The organism is Rhizobium sp. CF080 (genome assembly GCF_000282095.2).
GTDB lineage: Bacteria > Pseudomonadota > Alphaproteobacteria > Rhizobiales > Rhizobiaceae > Neorhizobium.
The window spans coordinates 1,163,482-1,179,981 of sequence record NZ_AKKC02000004.1; the positions used below are offsets into that span (position 1 = coordinate 1,163,482).

17 protein-coding genes are annotated in these 16,500 nt (G+C 63.1%); 13 read left to right on the plus strand and 4 right to left on the minus strand.

Annotated features, from left to right (window positions below):
• Window positions 1–70: 70 nt before the first annotated feature.
• Window positions 71–403 carry a non-heme iron oxygenase ferredoxin subunit gene (locus PMI07_RS12425; protein WP_007774732.1) on the plus strand — a complete coding sequence of 111 codons (333 nt, stop codon included), beginning with the start codon at window positions 71–73 and terminating at the stop codon, window positions 401–403.
• On the opposite strand, the gene PMI07_RS12430 is transcribed toward PMI07_RS12425, so the two are convergent.
• Window positions 384–1,301 (minus strand): LysR substrate-binding domain-containing protein, encoded by a 918-nt coding sequence (locus tag PMI07_RS12430; RefSeq protein WP_024163768.1) that lies wholly within the window; start codon window positions 1,299–1,301, stop codon window positions 384–386. The genes PMI07_RS12425 and PMI07_RS12430 overlap by 20 nt on opposite strands.
• A 130-nt stretch (window positions 1,302–1,431) precedes the next feature.
• Here PMI07_RS12430 and PMI07_RS12435 point away from each other — a divergent pair, with 130 nt between their 5' ends.
• The 9 genes from PMI07_RS12435 (at window position 1,432) to PMI07_RS12475 (ending at window position 11,358) form a co-directional block, all read left to right on the plus strand.
• On the plus strand, window positions 1,432–2,715 hold the full coding sequence (locus tag PMI07_RS12435; protein WP_007759357.1) for a Rieske 2Fe-2S domain-containing protein: 1,284 nt from the start codon (window positions 1,432–1,434) through the stop codon (window positions 2,713–2,715).
• Window positions 2,716–2,732: 17 nt separating this feature from the next.
• A complete protein-coding gene (locus PMI07_RS12440) occupies window positions 2,733–3,962 on the plus strand; it encodes an FAD-dependent oxidoreductase (RefSeq protein WP_007759358.1) in 1,230 nt (409 codons plus the stop codon).
• Between the two features lie 3 nt (window positions 3,963–3,965).
• Window positions 3,966–4,688 (plus strand): SDR family oxidoreductase, encoded by a 723-nt coding sequence (locus PMI07_RS12445; protein ID WP_007759359.1) that lies wholly within the window; start codon window positions 3,966–3,968, stop codon window positions 4,686–4,688.
• A gap of 30 nt (window positions 4,689–4,718) precedes the next feature.
• Window positions 4,719–5,159, plus strand: a complete 441-nt coding sequence (locus PMI07_RS12450) for a hypothetical protein (protein ID WP_007759360.1) — start codon at window positions 4,719–4,721, stop codon at window positions 5,157–5,159.
• A 301-nt stretch (window positions 5,160–5,460) separates the two neighbouring features.
• Window positions 5,461–6,996, plus strand: a complete 1,536-nt coding sequence (locus PMI07_RS12455) for an ABC transporter substrate-binding protein (RefSeq protein ID WP_007773408.1) — start codon at window positions 5,461–5,463, stop codon at window positions 6,994–6,996.
• Between the two features lie 127 nt (window positions 6,997–7,123).
• Complete coding sequence (locus PMI07_RS12460; protein ID WP_007773406.1) at window positions 7,124–8,776, plus strand: ABC transporter ATP-binding protein; 1,653 nt, start codon at window positions 7,124–7,126, stop codon at window positions 8,774–8,776.
• A 2-nt stretch (window positions 8,777–8,778) separates the two neighbouring features.
• Window positions 8,779–9,702, plus strand: coding sequence for an ABC transporter permease (locus PMI07_RS12465; protein ID WP_007773404.1), 924 nt, complete (start codon window positions 8,779–8,781; stop codon window positions 9,700–9,702).
• A 12-nt stretch (window positions 9,703–9,714) separates the two neighbouring features.
• The gene (locus tag PMI07_RS12470; RefSeq protein ID WP_007773401.1) at window positions 9,715–10,569 is read left to right on the plus strand and encodes an ABC transporter permease; all 855 of its coding nucleotides are present in this window, start codon (window positions 9,715–9,717) and stop codon (window positions 10,567–10,569) included.
• 42 nt (window positions 10,570–10,611) lie between these two features.
• Entirely contained in the window at window positions 10,612–11,358 is a 747-nt protein-coding gene (locus tag PMI07_RS12475; protein ID WP_051484132.1) for a DJ-1/PfpI family protein, read from the plus strand.
• 52 nt (window positions 11,359–11,410) lie between these two features.
• On the opposite strand, the gene PMI07_RS12480 is transcribed toward PMI07_RS12475, so the two are convergent.
• The 3 genes from PMI07_RS12480 to PMI07_RS12490 are packed head-to-tail and all read right to left on the minus strand — an operon-like array spanning window position 11,411 to window position 13,499.
• Complete coding sequence (locus tag PMI07_RS12480; protein ID WP_007756188.1) at window positions 11,411–12,073, minus strand: aspartate/glutamate racemase family protein; 663 nt, start codon at window positions 12,071–12,073, stop codon at window positions 11,411–11,413.
• Window positions 12,074–12,091: 18 nt separating this feature from the next.
• Window positions 12,092–12,805: a substrate-binding domain-containing protein gene (locus PMI07_RS12485; protein WP_007756190.1), complete on the minus strand. Its 714-nt coding sequence runs from the start codon at window positions 12,803–12,805 to the stop codon at window positions 12,092–12,094.
• Window positions 12,806–12,815: 10 nt separating this feature from the next.
• Window positions 12,816–13,499 carry an RraA family protein gene (locus PMI07_RS12490; RefSeq protein WP_007756192.1) on the minus strand — a complete coding sequence of 228 codons (684 nt, stop codon included), beginning with the start codon at window positions 13,497–13,499 and terminating at the stop codon, window positions 12,816–12,818.
• A 246-nt stretch (window positions 13,500–13,745) separates the two neighbouring features.
• Here PMI07_RS12490 and otnI point away from each other — a divergent pair, with 246 nt between their 5' ends.
• Genes otnI through otnC form a run of 3 tightly spaced genes read left to right on the plus strand, consistent with a single transcriptional unit; the run spans window position 13,746 to window position 16,470 of the window.
• Window positions 13,746–14,543 (plus strand): 2-oxo-tetronate isomerase, encoded by a 798-nt coding sequence (otnI, locus tag PMI07_RS12495; RefSeq protein WP_007763473.1) that lies wholly within the window; start codon window positions 13,746–13,748, stop codon window positions 14,541–14,543.
• On the plus strand, window positions 14,543–15,805 hold the full coding sequence (gene otnK / locus PMI07_RS12500) for a 3-oxo-tetronate kinase (protein WP_007763472.1): 1,263 nt from the start codon (window positions 14,543–14,545) through the stop codon (window positions 15,803–15,805). The genes otnI and otnK overlap by 1 nt, the downstream gene beginning before the upstream one ends.
• Window positions 15,802–16,470, plus strand: a complete 669-nt coding sequence (gene otnC, locus PMI07_RS12505) for a 3-oxo-tetronate 4-phosphate decarboxylase (protein WP_007763469.1) — start codon at window positions 15,802–15,804, stop codon at window positions 16,468–16,470. The genes otnK and otnC overlap by 4 nt, the downstream gene beginning before the upstream one ends.
• The last annotated feature ends 30 nt before the right edge of the window (window positions 16,471–16,500 follow it).

Below are 16,500 nucleotides of genomic sequence, written 5' to 3' on the forward strand. Positions count from 1 at the left end.
GGACGAGCTTGAGGCCTTGGCTTGAGCCGGCAGTCGCCCTAAAGCGGCTGCCGGTCTTCGAGGTAGGAAAATGAGTGAAACCGGTACATTGACGAAACTCTGCGAAACCGCCGATGTCAGCGAGGATCTTCCGTTCCGCGCTGAAATCGACGGTTTCGGTTATGCGATCTTCCAGGCGGGCGACCAGTATTACGTCACCGCCGACCTCTGCTCCCACGGCCCGGGGTTCCTGTCGGACGGATTCATCGAGGGGTGCGAAGTGGAATGCCCCTTCCATCAGGGACGGTTCGATGTGCGCACCGGCCAGCCGACCGCGCCGCCCTGCGAAGTGCCGATCAAGGTCTGGACACCTGTCGTCAGCGACGAGGCAATTTTCATCGATATCAGCGCCGGTCTATCCTGACCGAATCCGGCAGCGGCTTCAGGCCGGCGATGAACTGGTCCCGAAGCAGGTTCGAGGTGGTCTTGTTGTGGATCATCACCACCTCGCTGTCCGTCTGCGCATCGGAGAGATGCCGCCAGACGACGTCGTGAACCATGATGCTCTGCAGCGCCTGCGGGGCGATGGTGATACCGACGCCGGCGGCCACGAGGCCGAGAATGGTCGCCGCTTCCGTCGCCTCCTGCACGATCAGCGGCGTGAACCCGGCTTCCGTGCACATGGAGAATACCTGCTCGTAGAATCCGGCACCGGTGCCGAGCGGGCGCAGCACAAAACGCTCGGCTTTCAGCCGGCCGATCGGGATCGGGCCTTCCTCGCGGCTCAACGGATGGTCGATCGGCAGGACCAGCATCAGCTTGTCGCGATGCACGGGCGTCGCCTTCAGTTTCGAGGGTAGCACGGCCTGCAGGGCCGGCCGGGTGAAGCCGATATCGATCGTGCTCAAAAGCACGTCGTCGATGATTTCGGGCGACGGCTTGATCTTCAGTTCGAGGTGCACGTCGGGCATGGCGATGCGGAAACGGCGCACCGCGGTCGTGAAGGCATTCACCAGCGGAACCGAGGTGATGAAGTTGACCCTGAGCGTCCCCATCTCGCCGCGCGCGGCGCGCTTGGCGGTATCGATGGCACGCGCCGCCTGCATCAGCGCGAGACGCGCCTCCTGCAGGAAAAGCTCGCCGGCAGGGGTCAATTCCACCTTGCGACGGGTGCGCTTGAGGAGGAGGACACCGAGCTCGCGCTCGATCGCCTGGATCTGCAGGCTAAGCGGCGGCTGGCCGATATGGAGCCGTTCGGCGGCCCTTGTGAAGTGGAGTTCTTCAGCGACGGCGACGAAATAGCGAAATTGACGTAACTCCACTTATATCTCCAGCTCAATCAAAAAATCCATAATTCATATTGGACGCCATATGTGTTGGGGTGTCAACCTGTGTTCAGAATGGGGTCCGAATGATCACTTGGGCCTGATACAACCAAAGAGGATGGACGCCATGATCACTGCCGAGCAAAACGAGTATCTGTGCCGCACAGGTCCGGGCACGCCGATGGGCAACCTGTTTCGCCGGTACTGGCTCCCCGCATTGATGGCGACCGAACTGCCCGGTCCGGACTGCGACCCGGTGCGCGTATCGCTTCTCTCCGAACGGCTGATCGCCTTCAAGGACAGCGACGGCAAGATCGGCATGATGGACGAGTTCTGCGCCCATCGCGGCGTCTCGCTGTGGTTCGGCCGCAACGAGGAAGGCGGCCTGCGCTGCCCCTATCACGGCTGGAAATACGACACGACGGGCCAGTGTGTCGAAGTTCCATCGGAACCGGCCTCTTCCGGCTTCTGTCAGAAGATCAAGCTCAAGTCCTACCCCTGCGTCGAGCTCGGCGGGGTGATCTGGACCTATATGGGGCCGCCGGAGGAACAGCCGGAAGTGCCGGCCTTCGAATGGACGCAAGTCGCGCCGGAGCAGCGCTATCTCTCCAAGCGCTGGCAGGAAAGCAATTACCTGCAGGCGGTGGAAGGCGGTATCGACTCCAGCCACGTCTCCTTCCTGCACAGCGGCGACCTGCATCGCGATCCGCTGCACAAGGGCACCGACGGTTCGAAATATGCGCGCAGCACCTCGACGACCTTCGACATCCATGAATCGACCGCTGGACTGCTGATCGGCGCCCGCCGTCCGGCCGAGCCCGGCTTCCACTACTGGCGGGTCACCCAGTGGATGATGCCCTTCTACACGCTGATCCCGCCCTACAAGGGCAATGCGCTGAACGGCCATGCCTGGGTGCCGATGGACGACAACAACTGCATGGCCTGGACCATGACCTTCCATCCGACCCGGGCGCTGACACCTGCGGAACTGGACCTGATGGAGAACGGCGCCGGCGTCCACCCGACCCTGATCCCTGGCACGTTCCGCCCGACTGCCAATATCGACAACGACTACCTGATGAACCGCGAGGCGCAGCGCCAGAAGATCCACTATAGCGGCATCAAGGGCATCGCCATCCAGGACTCCTCGCTGCAGGAAAGCATGGGCGCCATCGCCGACCGTTCGCGTGAAAACCTGGTTTCGACCGACAACGCGATCATCATGGCGCGGATGCGGATGCGCAAGGCCGCCAAGGCTCTCGAAGCCGGCAAGGGCACGCCGCCCGGCCTGGAGCCGGAAACCCAGAAGGTGCGCTCCGCCTCCTTCATCCTGCCTGAGGACGGTCCCTTCAAGGAAACCGCACTCGATGCCTCCGTCGTTCGCATGGGCGAACCCTTCGTCGCCGTTTGACCGCCCGGAAAAGCACCATGCAAAGCGACCGCGAAACAGTGGTGATCGTCGGCGCCGGACAGGCCGGCGCCTGGGTGGCGATCACGCTGCGCAGCCTCGATCCCGAGCGGCGGATCGTGCTGATCGGCGACGAGGCCCATCCGCCCTATGAGCGGCCGCCGCTGTCCAAGGCGATCCTGGCCGGCAAGGCCGGGATCGAAAGCGCCTATATCAAGCCGGAAACCTTCTACGCGGACAACCGCATCGAGCTGATGCTCAACCGGCGGGTTCGGCATATCAATCGCGACCGCAACAGCCTGACCCTCGATGACGGTTCGAACCTCGATTACGGAACATTGGTGCTGGCGACGGGCTGTCGGCCGCGCCCGCTTCCCGTCAAGGGAGCCGACCTGCCGCAGGTCCATACGCTGCGCACTATCGCGGATGTGGAAAAGATTGCCACCTGGCTGAAGCCGGGGAGCCAGGTGGTTGCCATCGGCGCCGGGTTCATCGGCCTCGAATTCGCGGCGGTCGCCATCGAGGCCGGCTGTGGAGTGACCATCGTCGATGCGGCCCCTCATGCGATGGGGCGAGTGATCGACAAGTCCGTCGCGGAAACCATCGCAGCAGGACATTCAGCCCGCGGTGTGGATTTCCGTTTTTCGGCGGCGATAGACAAGATCGAGGCAGAGGGCGAGCAGGCGGTCGTCGTGCTCGGTTCGGGTGAACGCCTTCCAGCCGACCTCGTCATCGTCGGGATCGGCGCGATACCCAATAGCGATCTTGCGGAAGCGGCCCACCTTGCCTGCGACGACGGCATCATCGTCAACGCCTTCGGCCGGACCGACGATCCGAAAATCTTCGCCGTCGGCGACGTGACGCGGCACTTCAACCCGCTGCTCGGCCGCAGCCTGCGGCTGGAAAGCTGGCAGAACGCCCAGAACCAAGGGATCGCGGTCGCCAAGGCGATTGCCGGAACAGCAACCCCTTATGCGGATCTGCCGTGGTTCTGGTCGGATCAATATGACACCAATCTCCAGATCATCGGTGCGCCCACCACCTGGGACAGGATCATCTGGCGCGGGGAGCGCGAGAGCGGCAAGTTCACGGCGATTTATATGCACGGCGAAAAAGTCGTCGCCGGCAACAGCATGAACAATCCGCGCGACATCCGCTTCATCAAGCAACTGATCCTGAACGGCACGCCGGTCCCGGATGCGGCGCTCGCCGATCCGGCGACCAGTCTCGCCCAGCTCGCAAAAGGATAAGCCATGAACGCCATCGACATCGCCCACCTCGTCACAGCAGACCTGACCGGCCAGCGCGCGGTCGTGATCGGCGCTGGCTACGGCGTCGGCCCCGCAGTTGTCTCGGCGCTTGCCGAGGCCGGAGCCACAGTGCTGACGGATGACGCGAATGCGCCGGCCGGCGAGCATATCGCTTCCGATGGCCTGCCTGCGGATCTCATCGAAAGCTGCATCGAAAAACTCGGCGGCCTCGATATCCTTGTCGTCTCCTCCCGCCCGGTGAAGAACAAGCCGGTGCTGGACATGACGCCCGAGGAGATGCGCAGCGTCGCCGAGGAAGAAATGGTGATCCCTGCCCTGCAGATGCAGGAAGCTGCCCGCCACATGGTGAAGGCGGGCTACGGCCGCATCATCGTGTTTGCCAGCATGTCGGCAAAGACCGGCGTGCACCACGACGTCGCGCCCTATGCGGCGGCGAAAGGCGGGCTGCTCGCCTTCGCCCGCGTGCTTGCTGCCGAAACGGCAGAGCACGGCGTCACCGTCAACGGCATCGCCACCGCCCTTTTCGAGCCGCAGGTGAAGACTATGACGGAGGAGAAGCGGACGCGACTGAAGGGCGCCATTCCCGTCGGTCGGTTCGGCCGCAGCGAGGAAGCGGCGCATGCGGTCCTTTTCCTTGCCGCGCGCAATGCCGGTTTCGTCACGGGTGAATGCCTGAACCTTTCGGGCGGCCGGTTTATGGATTGAGGTTTGGCGCCCTGCGCCGGGAGACTGTGGATGATCGTACAAAGCTTTCTCGGCGGCCGGCCGGGGCAACGGATCGAAGACTACCGCAATTCTGAGCCGCGCTATGTCAAGGTGCTGGCGATCGGCAAAAGCGCCGAGAGCCTCATCGCCGAGTTCAACCGCAAGCGTGACAATATCCTGACGACAGGCCCGCTCGATCCGGACAGGCGCCAGCCGATGGACGAGCCGGTGAACGGCATTCGACCCAATGCGGTGATCGTCGTCTACCAGAAGGGCGAGGACGTCCGTTTCCCCTTCCAGACCGAAAGAACCGCCTCCATGCTGTCATTCGTGGTGCTTGAAGAACCGGACGCCAGATCCTACGGCGAGCCGAACAAGACGCTGATGGCGATCCAGAAGGTCGCCGATCTGTTCGTCACCACATCCGACCAGGAATTCGTCGGCGAACTCATCGAGAACCTCGCGAGCTAAGCGCTCATTCATTTGGGCCGATCGAGGTTTCGTCCTGGAACATATATGGAGAGACAATAAGAAGCGCAGCAATCCGTATTGGACTGGAATAAGTCCGTACCCTTAACGTGGGTATCAACAACGTCGGACAAGCCGGACAAGGCGCATCGATAAGCGTCACGGCTCCCCGCCGACAGCCAGAAAGACAGCGGTCCGGCAGGCCAGCATGGCCAGAACGCCCGCCGCGTGCAGACAGATCAAATAAGAATAGTCCTGACAAATGTCAGTCATGAATGTCCAACACGTTCTCGGGGAACAAAAAATGCAAGTCACCAGACGATCCGCCATGACTCTCCTGGGTGCGGGAGCTGCCTATGGCCTGCTCGGCGCACCGACGATCTGTTTCGCCCAGGCTGCCGGCAGCAGCACTTTAAGGGTCGCGCTCGACGAACTGCCGAAGCAGCTCGATCCCCTGCTCTACCAGACCAATCCGGGCTACCGGACCATGCTCAACATCTACGACACGCTGCTGACGGTGAACTATGCCGGCGATGGCGCCCTGAAGCCGGCGCTTGCCGAAAGCTGGAAGCGTATCGATGCCCAGACGATCGAACTTGTGCTGCGCCAGGGGGTGCTCTTTCACGACGGCTCGCCCCTGACCGTCGACGACGTCGTCTTTTCGTTCAGCTTTGGCCGCATGTTCGACCCGAAGTCTCCGGGTTATGGCGTCGCCCAGCAGTTCCTCTCGACCATCAAGTCGGTCGATGCGGTCGATGCCAAGACCGTTCGCGTCACCTCCAAGGTCGCCGACCCGGCACTGGAACTGCGCCTGACCGCCTGGGGCAGCCAGATCGTCAGCAAGAAGGCTTTCGAAGCGGCCGGAGGTTTTGCCGGTTTTGCCCGCAAGCCGGTCGGCACCGGTCCGTTCTCGGTCGGATCCCTTTCACCTGATGCCGTGAAGCTCAAGGCTTTCGCGCAATATTGGGGCGGCAAGCCAAATATCGAGGCGCTGACCTACAGTTCCTCGCCGGAACTGTCGTCGCGTATCGCCGGGCTCGCCAGCAACGATTTCGACATCATTACCGACGTGCCGGCCGACCAGTTCGATGCCGTCACCCGCGACAGCAGCCTTGAAATCGTCGGCGGCACGGTTGCCAGCCTGCGTATCATCAAGTTCGACACCCGCAACGAAGTGCTGAAGGATGTCCGTGTCCGCAAGGCGCTCGGTCTTGCGGTCGATCGCCAGGCGATCGTCGATGCGCTCTGGCAGGGCAAGGTCGACGTGCCGCACGGCCACCAGCTGCCGGCCTACGGTCCGTTCTTCGATGCGTCACGACCGGCTTACAAATACGATCCGACAGAAGCCAAGAAGCTTCTCGACGCCGCCGGCTACAAGGGACAGCCGATCCCCTACCGCATTCGCACCGCGGCTTACGGTCCGGAACTCGCAACGGCGCAGATCGTCGTGTCGATGTGGGAGCAGATCGGCGTCAAGATCGACCTGCAGATCGTCGAAAACTTCGCGCAGATGATGGCCTATCCGGGCGTCGGCATGCGCAACGGTGTGGATCCGGTTCTGGTCAACGACCCACTCTTCGGCCTGTGGCGTTCCTACGACCGGTCGCAGAAGGACGTCTGGACCAATGAGGAGTTCTTCACGCTCGGCGACAAGCTCCAGTCGAGCATCGACCTTGGCGAGCGCAAGCAGGCCTTCGCCAAGATGATGGACATTTTCGACGCCGACCCGCCGGGCATCATCCTGCATACGATGGGTGTGTTCTACGGCAAGAAGAAGTCCATCAAGTGGAAGCCGATCCCGTCGGTCTACATGGATTTCCGCGGAGCGTCGCTTGCCTGAGTGCATTGCACAAAACGGATGGATTTCCGGGTTTGTTTATGCACACATTCGAATACTGCGGCGCCCTTGGACAGAGGGCACCGCAGCGATTGCATCATGAAAGTCAATTGTCTGCAGGGTTGAACGGATGAATTCCGATAAGATTGCGGAGCGGGTCTGCCGCGTCGAGAACCTGGGCATTGCCCTTGGCGGCGACCAACCCATCCCGCTCGTCGAAGACGTGTCCTTCGAAATCGCCAAGGGCGGCTATTTCGCGCTCGTCGGCGAAAGTGGAAGCGGAAAGAGCATTACCTGTCACAGCATGATGCGGCTTCTGCCGTTCAAACCGGAATTCAAGGGCCGGATCGTCATCGACGGCCAGGACGTCTGGTCGTTGTCGAGATCGCAGTTGATCCAGTTCCGGCGCAAGTCGGTCGGCATGGTCTTCCAGGATCCGCTGGCGGCCCTCAACCCGGTCCGCACGATCGGCTCGCAGATGCTGGAGACGCTCCGGCTCTATTACCCTTCAGCCCGCGCCGACGAATTGCGCACCCGCGCCATCGATGCGCTGAAGGGCGTGCATATCCCGATGGCCGAGCAGCGGCTCGACATCTATCCGCACCAGCTTTCCGGCGGTCTCAACCAGCGCGTCATGATCGCGCTTGCCATGCTCGGCGATCCGGCGCTGCTGATCGCCGACGAGCCGACGACTGCGCTCGACATGTCGGTGCAGGCGGAAGTGCTCGATCTGATCGACGAGATGCGGCGCAAGAACAACCTGACCGTCCTGCTGGTCACCCACGATCTCGGCATCGTCCGCGACCGGGCGACCCATATCGCCGTCATGCACAAGGGCCGGCTGGTCGAACAGGGGCCGACGGCCGAGATCGTCAATGCGCCGAAGGCCGAATATTCCCGCGAGCTCTTCAATGCGGCGAGCGTCGAATGGCCGGACCGCGAGACGGGGAAGCTCCGCCACAACCCGCTGGCACTGACCTTCGACGACGTCAACAAGACCTTCTATTCCACCGCGCGCGACCGCAAGGCCGGGATCGGCGTGCCGGCCGCCAAGTCGATGTCGTTTACCGTCCATCGCGGCGAGATCGTTGCGCTGGTCGGCGAAAGCGGCAGCGGCAAGACGACCGCCGCCAAGATGGCGCTGGGCCTCGTCTCGCCGGACTCCGGCCGCATCACCACCCACGCCTCCGAGCAGAGCGGCTCGCCGAAACTCAACGTCCAGATGGTCTTCCAGCATCCGCGCGATTCACTCGATCCACTGATGAAGGTCGATGATCAGCTCCACGAGGTGCTGAAGGTGCACGGCTGGCGCGACGCGGCGGCCCGCAAGGCCCATATCGCCCAGATCACCCAGGATGTCGGGCTCGGCGCGCATGTGCTCGAACGGCGGCCGACCTATCTCAGCGGCGGCGAGGCGCAGCGCGTCGTCATCGCCCGCGCGCTTCTTTTGAAACCCGACGTGCTGATCGCCGACGAACCGCTTTCGGCGGTCGACGTGCGGATCCAGAAGCACATTCTCGAATGTTTCCAGCGGCTGCGCGAACGCCTCGGCATCGCCATCCTGCTGATCACTCACGATCTGCGCGTCGTCTTCGAGATCGCCGACCAGGTTGTCGTGCTGCGCAATGGCGAGGTGATCGAGGACATCCCGGTGTCGCTGTTCACCGATGGCAAACGCCACGAATATACGCAGATGCTGATCGACGCCATGCCTGGCAAGACGGCCGTCCAGGTTCACCAAATCGAACCCCATGGCGCCGTCGCCACCAACGGGAGGATCTGACCATGCTGCTCCTCACTCGCCTGCTGCGCGCGGTGGTGTCTCTCTGGGTGATCGTCACGCTTGTCTTCGTGGCGCTACGCGCCACCGGCGACCCGATTCTGGCGATCTTCAATCCGGACGATACGACCCAGGCGGCGCTCGATGCCTATCGCGAGCAATGGGGTTATACCGGCACGATCCTGCAGCAGTATTTCACCTATGTGAACAACGTCTTCCACGGCGCCTTCGGCATTTCCAACATGAGCAACCGGGACGCGCTCTCGGTGGTGCTGGAACGCCTGCCGGCGACCCTGCAGCTGGTCGGCTGCAGCGCCGTGGTGATGATCGTCGTCGGGGTGCCGGTCGGGGCGCTCGCCGCGATCGACAATGGCGGACGGCTCGACCGGACGATCATGTCGCTGTCGACGGTCGGTTTCGCGCTCCCCAACTTCGTGCTTGGGCTGGCGCTGATCCTGCTGCTGTCGGTCAACCTGCGCCTCCTGCCGTCGAACGGCTACGGCTCGTGGCAGAACCTGATCATGCCGGTGCTGACGATCGGCCTGGCGAAAGCTGCGATCTTCACCCGCTTCGTGCGCTCGGCCGTGCTCGATGCCCTGCGGCTCAGCTGCGTCACCTCGGCGCGAGCGCGCGGGCTCGGCGAATTCCAGATCTTTCTCCACCACGTGATCCCGAACGCGATGCTGCCGCTCGTGACCATCACGCCTCTCCTGGTCGGCAGCATGATCGCTGCCGGTTCGGTGGTGGAATCGGTCTTCGGCTGGCCCGGTGTCGGCCGGCTGATCGTCGATTCCGTCGCCCAGCGCGATCTGGCGGTGCTGCAGGTGATCATCATGATGGTCGCCTTCCTGATGATCGCCACCAACCTCATCGTCGATCTGGCCTATGCAAAGCTCGATCCGCGCACCGCACTTGCCCATAACAACTGACCGGAGGCCGCCATGTCCGTCGTCGCTTCAGAAAAACCGGCCCGCCGCTTTCCGGGAATGCCGCTCGCGGCGCAGATTTCGATCCTCTGGCTCGTCGTCTGTCTGTCGCTGATCATCATCGTGCCCTTCCTGCCTGGCGTCAGCGAAACCAAGGTGAACCTGCTGACGCGCCTGAAGCCGCCTGTCGGCTTCGGCGGCACCTGGGCACATTTCCTTGGCACCGACGACCTCGGTCGCGACATCTTCCTGCGGCTCGTGGCGTCGCTGCGCACCAGCCTGGCGCTGGCGCTCGGCGCTACCATCATCTCCGCCTTCATCGGTACGACGCTCGGCATCCTTGCCGCGCACTTCCGCGGCTGGGTCGATCAGCTGATCGTCGCCGCCGTCGATGCCCAGGCCTCGGTGCCGTTCATCATCGTCTCGCTGACGCTGACCGCTTTCTTCGGCAACAACATCTTCCTGTTCATCTTCATTCTCGGCATGTTCGGCTGGGAGCGTTTTGCCCGCCTGTCGCGCGCCATGACGCTCGCATCCCGCGGCCGCGGTTATGTGCTGGCAATGAACACGCTCGGCTTTCCCTGGCCGCGCATCTACCTGCGCCACGTGCTGCCAAACATCGCCAGCACGCTGCTCGTCACCGCCACCATCAACTTCCCGGAAGTCATCCTGCTCGAAACCTCGCTGAGCTTCCTCGGCCTCGGCATCCAGCCGCCGATGAGCAGCCTCGGCAACATGCTCGGTTTCGGCCGTTCCTATCTGCTGACCGGCTGGTGGATCGCCGTGGTGCCGGGGATCACCATCTTCCTCTGCACGCTGACGGTCAGCATCATCGGCGACTGGGCGCGCAACGTCATCGGCAGAGCGTAGGCAAACTCCTCCTGTGGATAGGCCATCTGTCGCCAGATACAGATGCTCAACAGCATCGTTTGGAGGGAGCACCCCTTGTCCGAGGATATATCGGTTCGTCATATCGGCTTCGTCCTGTTTCCGGGACTGACCCAGCTTGACTTGACGGGACCTTGGGAGGTCCTGACGCGACTTCCGAATACGGTTTGCCATCTGCTGAGCAACGATCTTGCTCCCGTTCGCAGCGCCAGCGGAGGGTTGAGCATTCTTCCGACGCTGACCTATGCCGAGTGCGGCAGGCTTGACATCGCGGTCGTACCGGGCGGCGCGAGCAATCTGGATGCGATGGAGAACGATCGCCTTCTTTCGTTCCTGCGCGATATCGAACCCGATTGCCAGTTCATGACAGCCGTCTGCACCGGCACTCTGGTCCTGGCAGCGGCGGGGCTCCTTGAGGGCTACGAATGCACCACGCACTGGTCGGCGCTGCATCGTCTTTCAGCCTACGGTGCCAGGCCGATAGACCGGCGGGTCGTATTCGACAGAGAGCGAGTGACGGGAGGCGGGGTCACGGCCGGAATCGACTTCGGGCCTGAGCTGGTTGCGAGGCTCGCGGGAGAAAACATCGCCCGCAGGATCCAGCTGCAGATGGAATATGAGCCGGAGCCTCCGTATTCCGGCTCTCCAGCAACCGCCGACATCGCGACGCTCAATGCATTGCGGCAGGTGCCGCCGGCGATCGCCCAGCGGATACAGGAAGTCGATGCTGCCGCCATCGCCAGGCTGTCACAGAAATCCGAGCGTCCGTGATAACAGGAAAACGGCGCCTTCTGTCTTTTCCGGAGCCGGGGATGGCGAGGCCTTACCCCTCGATCAGTTCCCGCATGCGGATGACCGCGGCACCAGGTGCACTCAGCACCGGAATGCTGACCCGCTGCCGGACCGCTTCTGCGGCCTGCGACGTCGAGAAATGAGCCAGCATGATCGTGTCGACGTCGGCGAGTTCTGGTGCCCGCTCGGCGATCAGCCGGTTGTGGGTCGCCGCGTCGCCGGCCTTGAGTGCCGTCATCGCATCGGCGACGAGAATGGTCCTCAAACTCGCCGGCGAGCCGACCTCGGCGGTGTATTCGTCGAATTCGTCGGTCATCGTTCCGACCGAAGGACCGAAGCTGGCGATCATGCCGATCCGCTTGCCTTTGGCGACGGCCGCGTGAAACATCGCCTCGTTCGGCTTCAGCACCGGTACCGGCAGTTCCGTAGCCATCCTCTCGATCGCCGGGCCGAAGGCCGAGCAGGTGACGAGGATACCGTCGGCACCGGTCGAATGCCCGTAACGGCCGAGATTGACGAAACGGTCGATCATCGCCTCGGTCAGCTCGGGTTCGCGCGCGCGGTCCGGGCTCAAAGAGTCATCCAGGAGATTGACGAGTTCGGCCTCCGGCCAGAGCTCCTTGAAGGCTGCCTGGACGGGCTGCATAGCAACGGGCGTCGCGTGGAGCAGGACGATGCGGGGTCTGGCGGGCATGGGGTTCTCGCGTCTCTGTCAAAATCGGGGTTCGAGGCCGGCCGCCTCATAGGCCTTGCGGGCAGACGGTGTATAGAGCTGGTCGAGAAACCGCCCGGCGGCTTGCCGATCAGCCGCGTCGGCAAACACCGCCACGCTGAAATCCGTCGTCGCCTCGAGTTCGGCCGGAAAGGCGCCGACAAGATCGGTGCCCGGCACTGCGAGCAGTTCGCTCACCTGCTGGATAGCAAGCCCCACCTCCCCGGTCACAAGCCTTTCCGCCGTCAGGCCGGCATTGACCACCAGGGCCTTCGCCCTGATCTCTTCGCCGATGCCGAAATCGTCGATCATCTTTTCGAAGAAAATGCCGCTGGCGCCGGTGCGCGAATAGACGAGCGTCGGCGCCTCGATCAGCGTTCGGCGCAGCGCCTCGGCCGAGGAGATATCTGGCTTCGGAGCGCCTGCCAGCACGGCGACACCGACGGAGGCCTGCGCCAAGGGTCGGCGCGAGGCGTTGTCGAGAAGGCCCTTCGCCTGCAATTCGTCGATCGCCCAGTCGATCGCTACGATCGCATCGGCCTTTTCGCCTTCGCCAATGCGGCGCATCAGGCCGACCGTCGGATCCCAGATCATCCGCGCCGCGCCGCCGGTCTTTTCGAATTCCGGCATGATCGTCTCATCGACGATCGCCCGCAGGATGAGTGCGCTCATGACGGAGACGGGCGCGGGCTTGGTGTCGACGGCAGCGGACATGGTTTCGACCTCAGAGGTATTCGACAGAGTACTCGATCTTGGCGAGGCAGTCATCGATCCAGCGGCGGTCGACGGTGCCGTTGCGGACCCGTTCGCGCTGCGCATTTTCGCCGGCAAGGCGCTTGGCGGCGGGGCCATAGACGATTTCGGTTTCGTCGTAGGGAATGCACATCAGGCCGTCGTCGTCGCCGATCATCAGGTCGCCGGGCTCGATCACCATGCCGTTGATGGCGATCGGCACATTGATTTCGCCCGGGCCGTCATGCAGCGGGCCGCGATGGGTGACGCCGGCCGCAAAGACTGGGAACGTGTGGTTCTTGACGTGCCCGTAATCGCGGATCGCGCCGTAGATCACCACGCCGGCAATGCCGCGGGTCTCGGCATGGGTCAGCATCATCTCGCCGACGATCGCATTGGTGAGATCGCCGCCCGCATCGACGACGATGATATCGCCCGGTATCGCCGTATCGATCGCCTTGTGGACGAAGAGATTGTCGCCCGGACGCGTCTTCACCGTGAAAGCCGATCCTGCTAGCACTTTTCCGCCGCCATGCATCGGCCGCAGTGCCGCGCCGCCGGCTGCCAGCCGGGACATCGAATCGCTGATGACCGCCGCGGGGATGGTGCGGAACTTGTCGACCGTTTCCGGCGAAACGCGTCGCTTGGGCTGCTGAAACACTCTCAAAGTCGTCATCACGCGCTCCTGTGGCGGCGGCCGATCGCCCGCCGGTTCAATGTAAGTTTTACCAGACAATAGGAGGCATGGGGCCGGTTCGGCCAATTCAAAGTGATCGGCGTCTTATTCGTTCACCCGCATAAAAGACGGCTAGTTTTATCCCGCAAATAATATGTCAATCGAATAAATGGCGAGGATGTTGCAATTGGACGCAGGCGCCGCCTATCGTTACTCCTGAGGCTAGGGGAACCGAGGATACCGCCTGTGCTGAAATTCAATGCCAACCTGACGCAGCTCTATACCGAGCATGACTTTCTCGATCGCTTCGAAGCGGCGGCGGCGGATGGGTTCAAGGGCGTCGAATACCGTGCCGCCTATCATATCCCCAAGGACGTGCTTGCCGACTGCCTGAGGAGGAACGGTCTGCAGCAGGTGCTGTTCAACCTTCCGCTCGGTAACTGGGATGCCGGCGAGCGCGGCATCGCCTGCCTCCCGGGGCGCGCGGAAGAGTTTCGTGACGGGCTGGAAACGGCTGTCGAATACGCCAAGGCGCTCGGCGGCTGGCAGCTCAATTGCCTTGCCGGTCTGAAGCCCGCCGGCGTGTCGGATGAAGAAGCCGACGAGACGCTTTGCGGCAATCTGCGCTATGCGGCCGAGCGGTTCGCAAAGGACGGCATCAAGCTTCTCTTGGAAATCCTCAACCAGCGCGACACGCCGGGCTGCGTCGTCTCGAGCATCGCCAAATACGAGGAGATCGCCAGGCGTGTCGGCTCGGACAATCTCTTCCTGCAATATGATTTCTATCACCTGCAGGTCATGGAAGGCGATCTCGTGCGCAATTTCGAACGGCTGCAGCCGCGCATCGCCCACGTCCAGGTCGCCGACAATCCCGGCCGCCACGAACCGGGCACCGGCGAGATCAACTACCCCTTCATTTTCTCGACGCTTGAAAGACTGGGTTATGACGGCTGGATCGGCTGCGAATACGTGCCGAAGGGCCGGACCAGTGACGGGCTCGGTTGGATGCGGCCATTCGTGCTGCAGCCGGAAAGGACCGCCTGATGCTGCTTGGAGCCGTGGCCGACGATCTGACCGGTGCCACCGATCTGGCCCTGATGCTGGCGCGCGAGGGAATGCGCACCATCCAGGTGGTCGGTGTTCCGGATGAAGACCTCGATATCGGCGATGCGGATGCCATCGTCGTCGCGCTGAAGTCGCGGACCATTGCGGCGGCCGACGCCGTCGCCCAGTCGCTTGCCGCGGCCGAATGGCTGATCGCCGGCGGTGCGGAACAGATCATCTTCAAATATTGCTCGACCTTCGACTCGACGCCCGAAGGCAATATCGGCCCGGTTCTCGACGCGCTGCAGGCAAGGCTTGCCGCACCGCTCACCATCGCCTGCCCGGCCTTTCCCGCCAACGGGCGCTCGGTCTACCAGGGCCACCTTTTCTTCGGCGACATGCTGCTCTCCGACAGCCCGATGAAGGACCATCCGCTGACACCGATGAGCGATTCCAACCTCGTGCGGGTTCTCGCAGCGCAGTCTAGATCGAGCGTCGGGCTGGTGCCGTTCAAAACGGTTGATCGCGGCGCGGCGGTGATCCGTGCCGCCTTCGACAAGGCGATAGATGACGGCCACCGTGCCGTTATCGTCGATGCGTTGACCGACAGTCATCTTCGGGTGATCGGAGAGGCCTTGGCCGACATGAGGCTAGTCACCGGCGGCTCGGGCATCGCGCTTGGCCTGCCCGAGAATTTTCGCAAGGCCGGCAAGCTGCGCGCGGCCTCCGGCACCGCCGCGTTCCAAGTTCCAGCGGGCCGCGGGGTCGTCCTTGCCGGCTCCTGTTCGGCGGCAACACGGCGGCAGGTCGTAGCCGCGATAGCCAGCGGCGTCCCGGCCTACAAGATCGATCCGCTGTCGATCGCTTCGGGGAAGATTACTGCTCAGGCGGTGGTCGAATGGATCAGGTCCGTCCCGGAGCCCTTGCCGCTCGTCTATTCCAGCGCCGACCCAAGCGAGGTAAGCGCGGCTCAGGAAGCACTCGGCAGGCAGGCAGCCGGCGAGATTGTCGAGGAACTGCTCGGCCTTGTGGCCGCCGAACTGCGCGCCCAAGGTTTTCATCGTTTCATCGTCGCCGGCGGGGAAACGTCCGGTGCCGTCGTCAACGCGCTCGGCGTTCCCGCCTTGCGGATCGGGCCGGAAATCGATCCCGGCGTGCCGTGGACGGTGAGTGTCGGCAGCCAACCCGTTGCACTGGCACTCAAGTCCGGCAATTTCGGCGCCGACGATTTTTTCCTCAAGGCCTGGAACCTGGTGGCATGACGGCAATCCTTTCCGAAGAAACCAGGCTGCGCGACCAGATCGTCGCCGTGGGCAAGTCGCTGTTCGACCGCGGCCTCACCTTCGGCTCGACGGGCAATATCAGCGCGCGGCTTTCGAGGGGCGAAATCCTGATGACGCCCACCAATGCCTCGCTCGGCGGCCTTGAACCGCAACGTCTGTCACGCTTCTCGGCCGAAGGCGTCTGGCAGGATGGCGACAAGCCGACCAAGGAAGCTTTCCTGCATCAATGCATGTATTGCAAACGAACGATGAGCGGTGCGGTCGTTCATCTCCATTCGACCCATGCGGTGGCCGTCAGCATCCTCGACGACATCGACCCCGCAGACGTGCTGCCGCCGCTGACGGCCTACTACGTCATGCGCGTGGGCAGGCTCCCGCTGGTGCCCTATTATCCGCCCGGCGACGAGGCTTTGGCTGAGGCGGTGGCCGAAAAAGCGACCGACAGCCATGCCGTGCTGCTTGCCAATCACGGCCCGGTGGTCGCCGGCAAGACGCTTCTCGATGCGCAATACGCGACCGAAGAACTGGAGGAGACGGCCAAGCTCTTCCTGCTTCTCCACGGGAGAAACATCCGCCCGCTGACGTCGACGCAGGCCGCAACGCTCCGCGGTTCGACCCCACCTGAGGTTCAACCTCGCCGCTGAGCGAGGGGCTGGTGCAGGGGAGACAGGCCA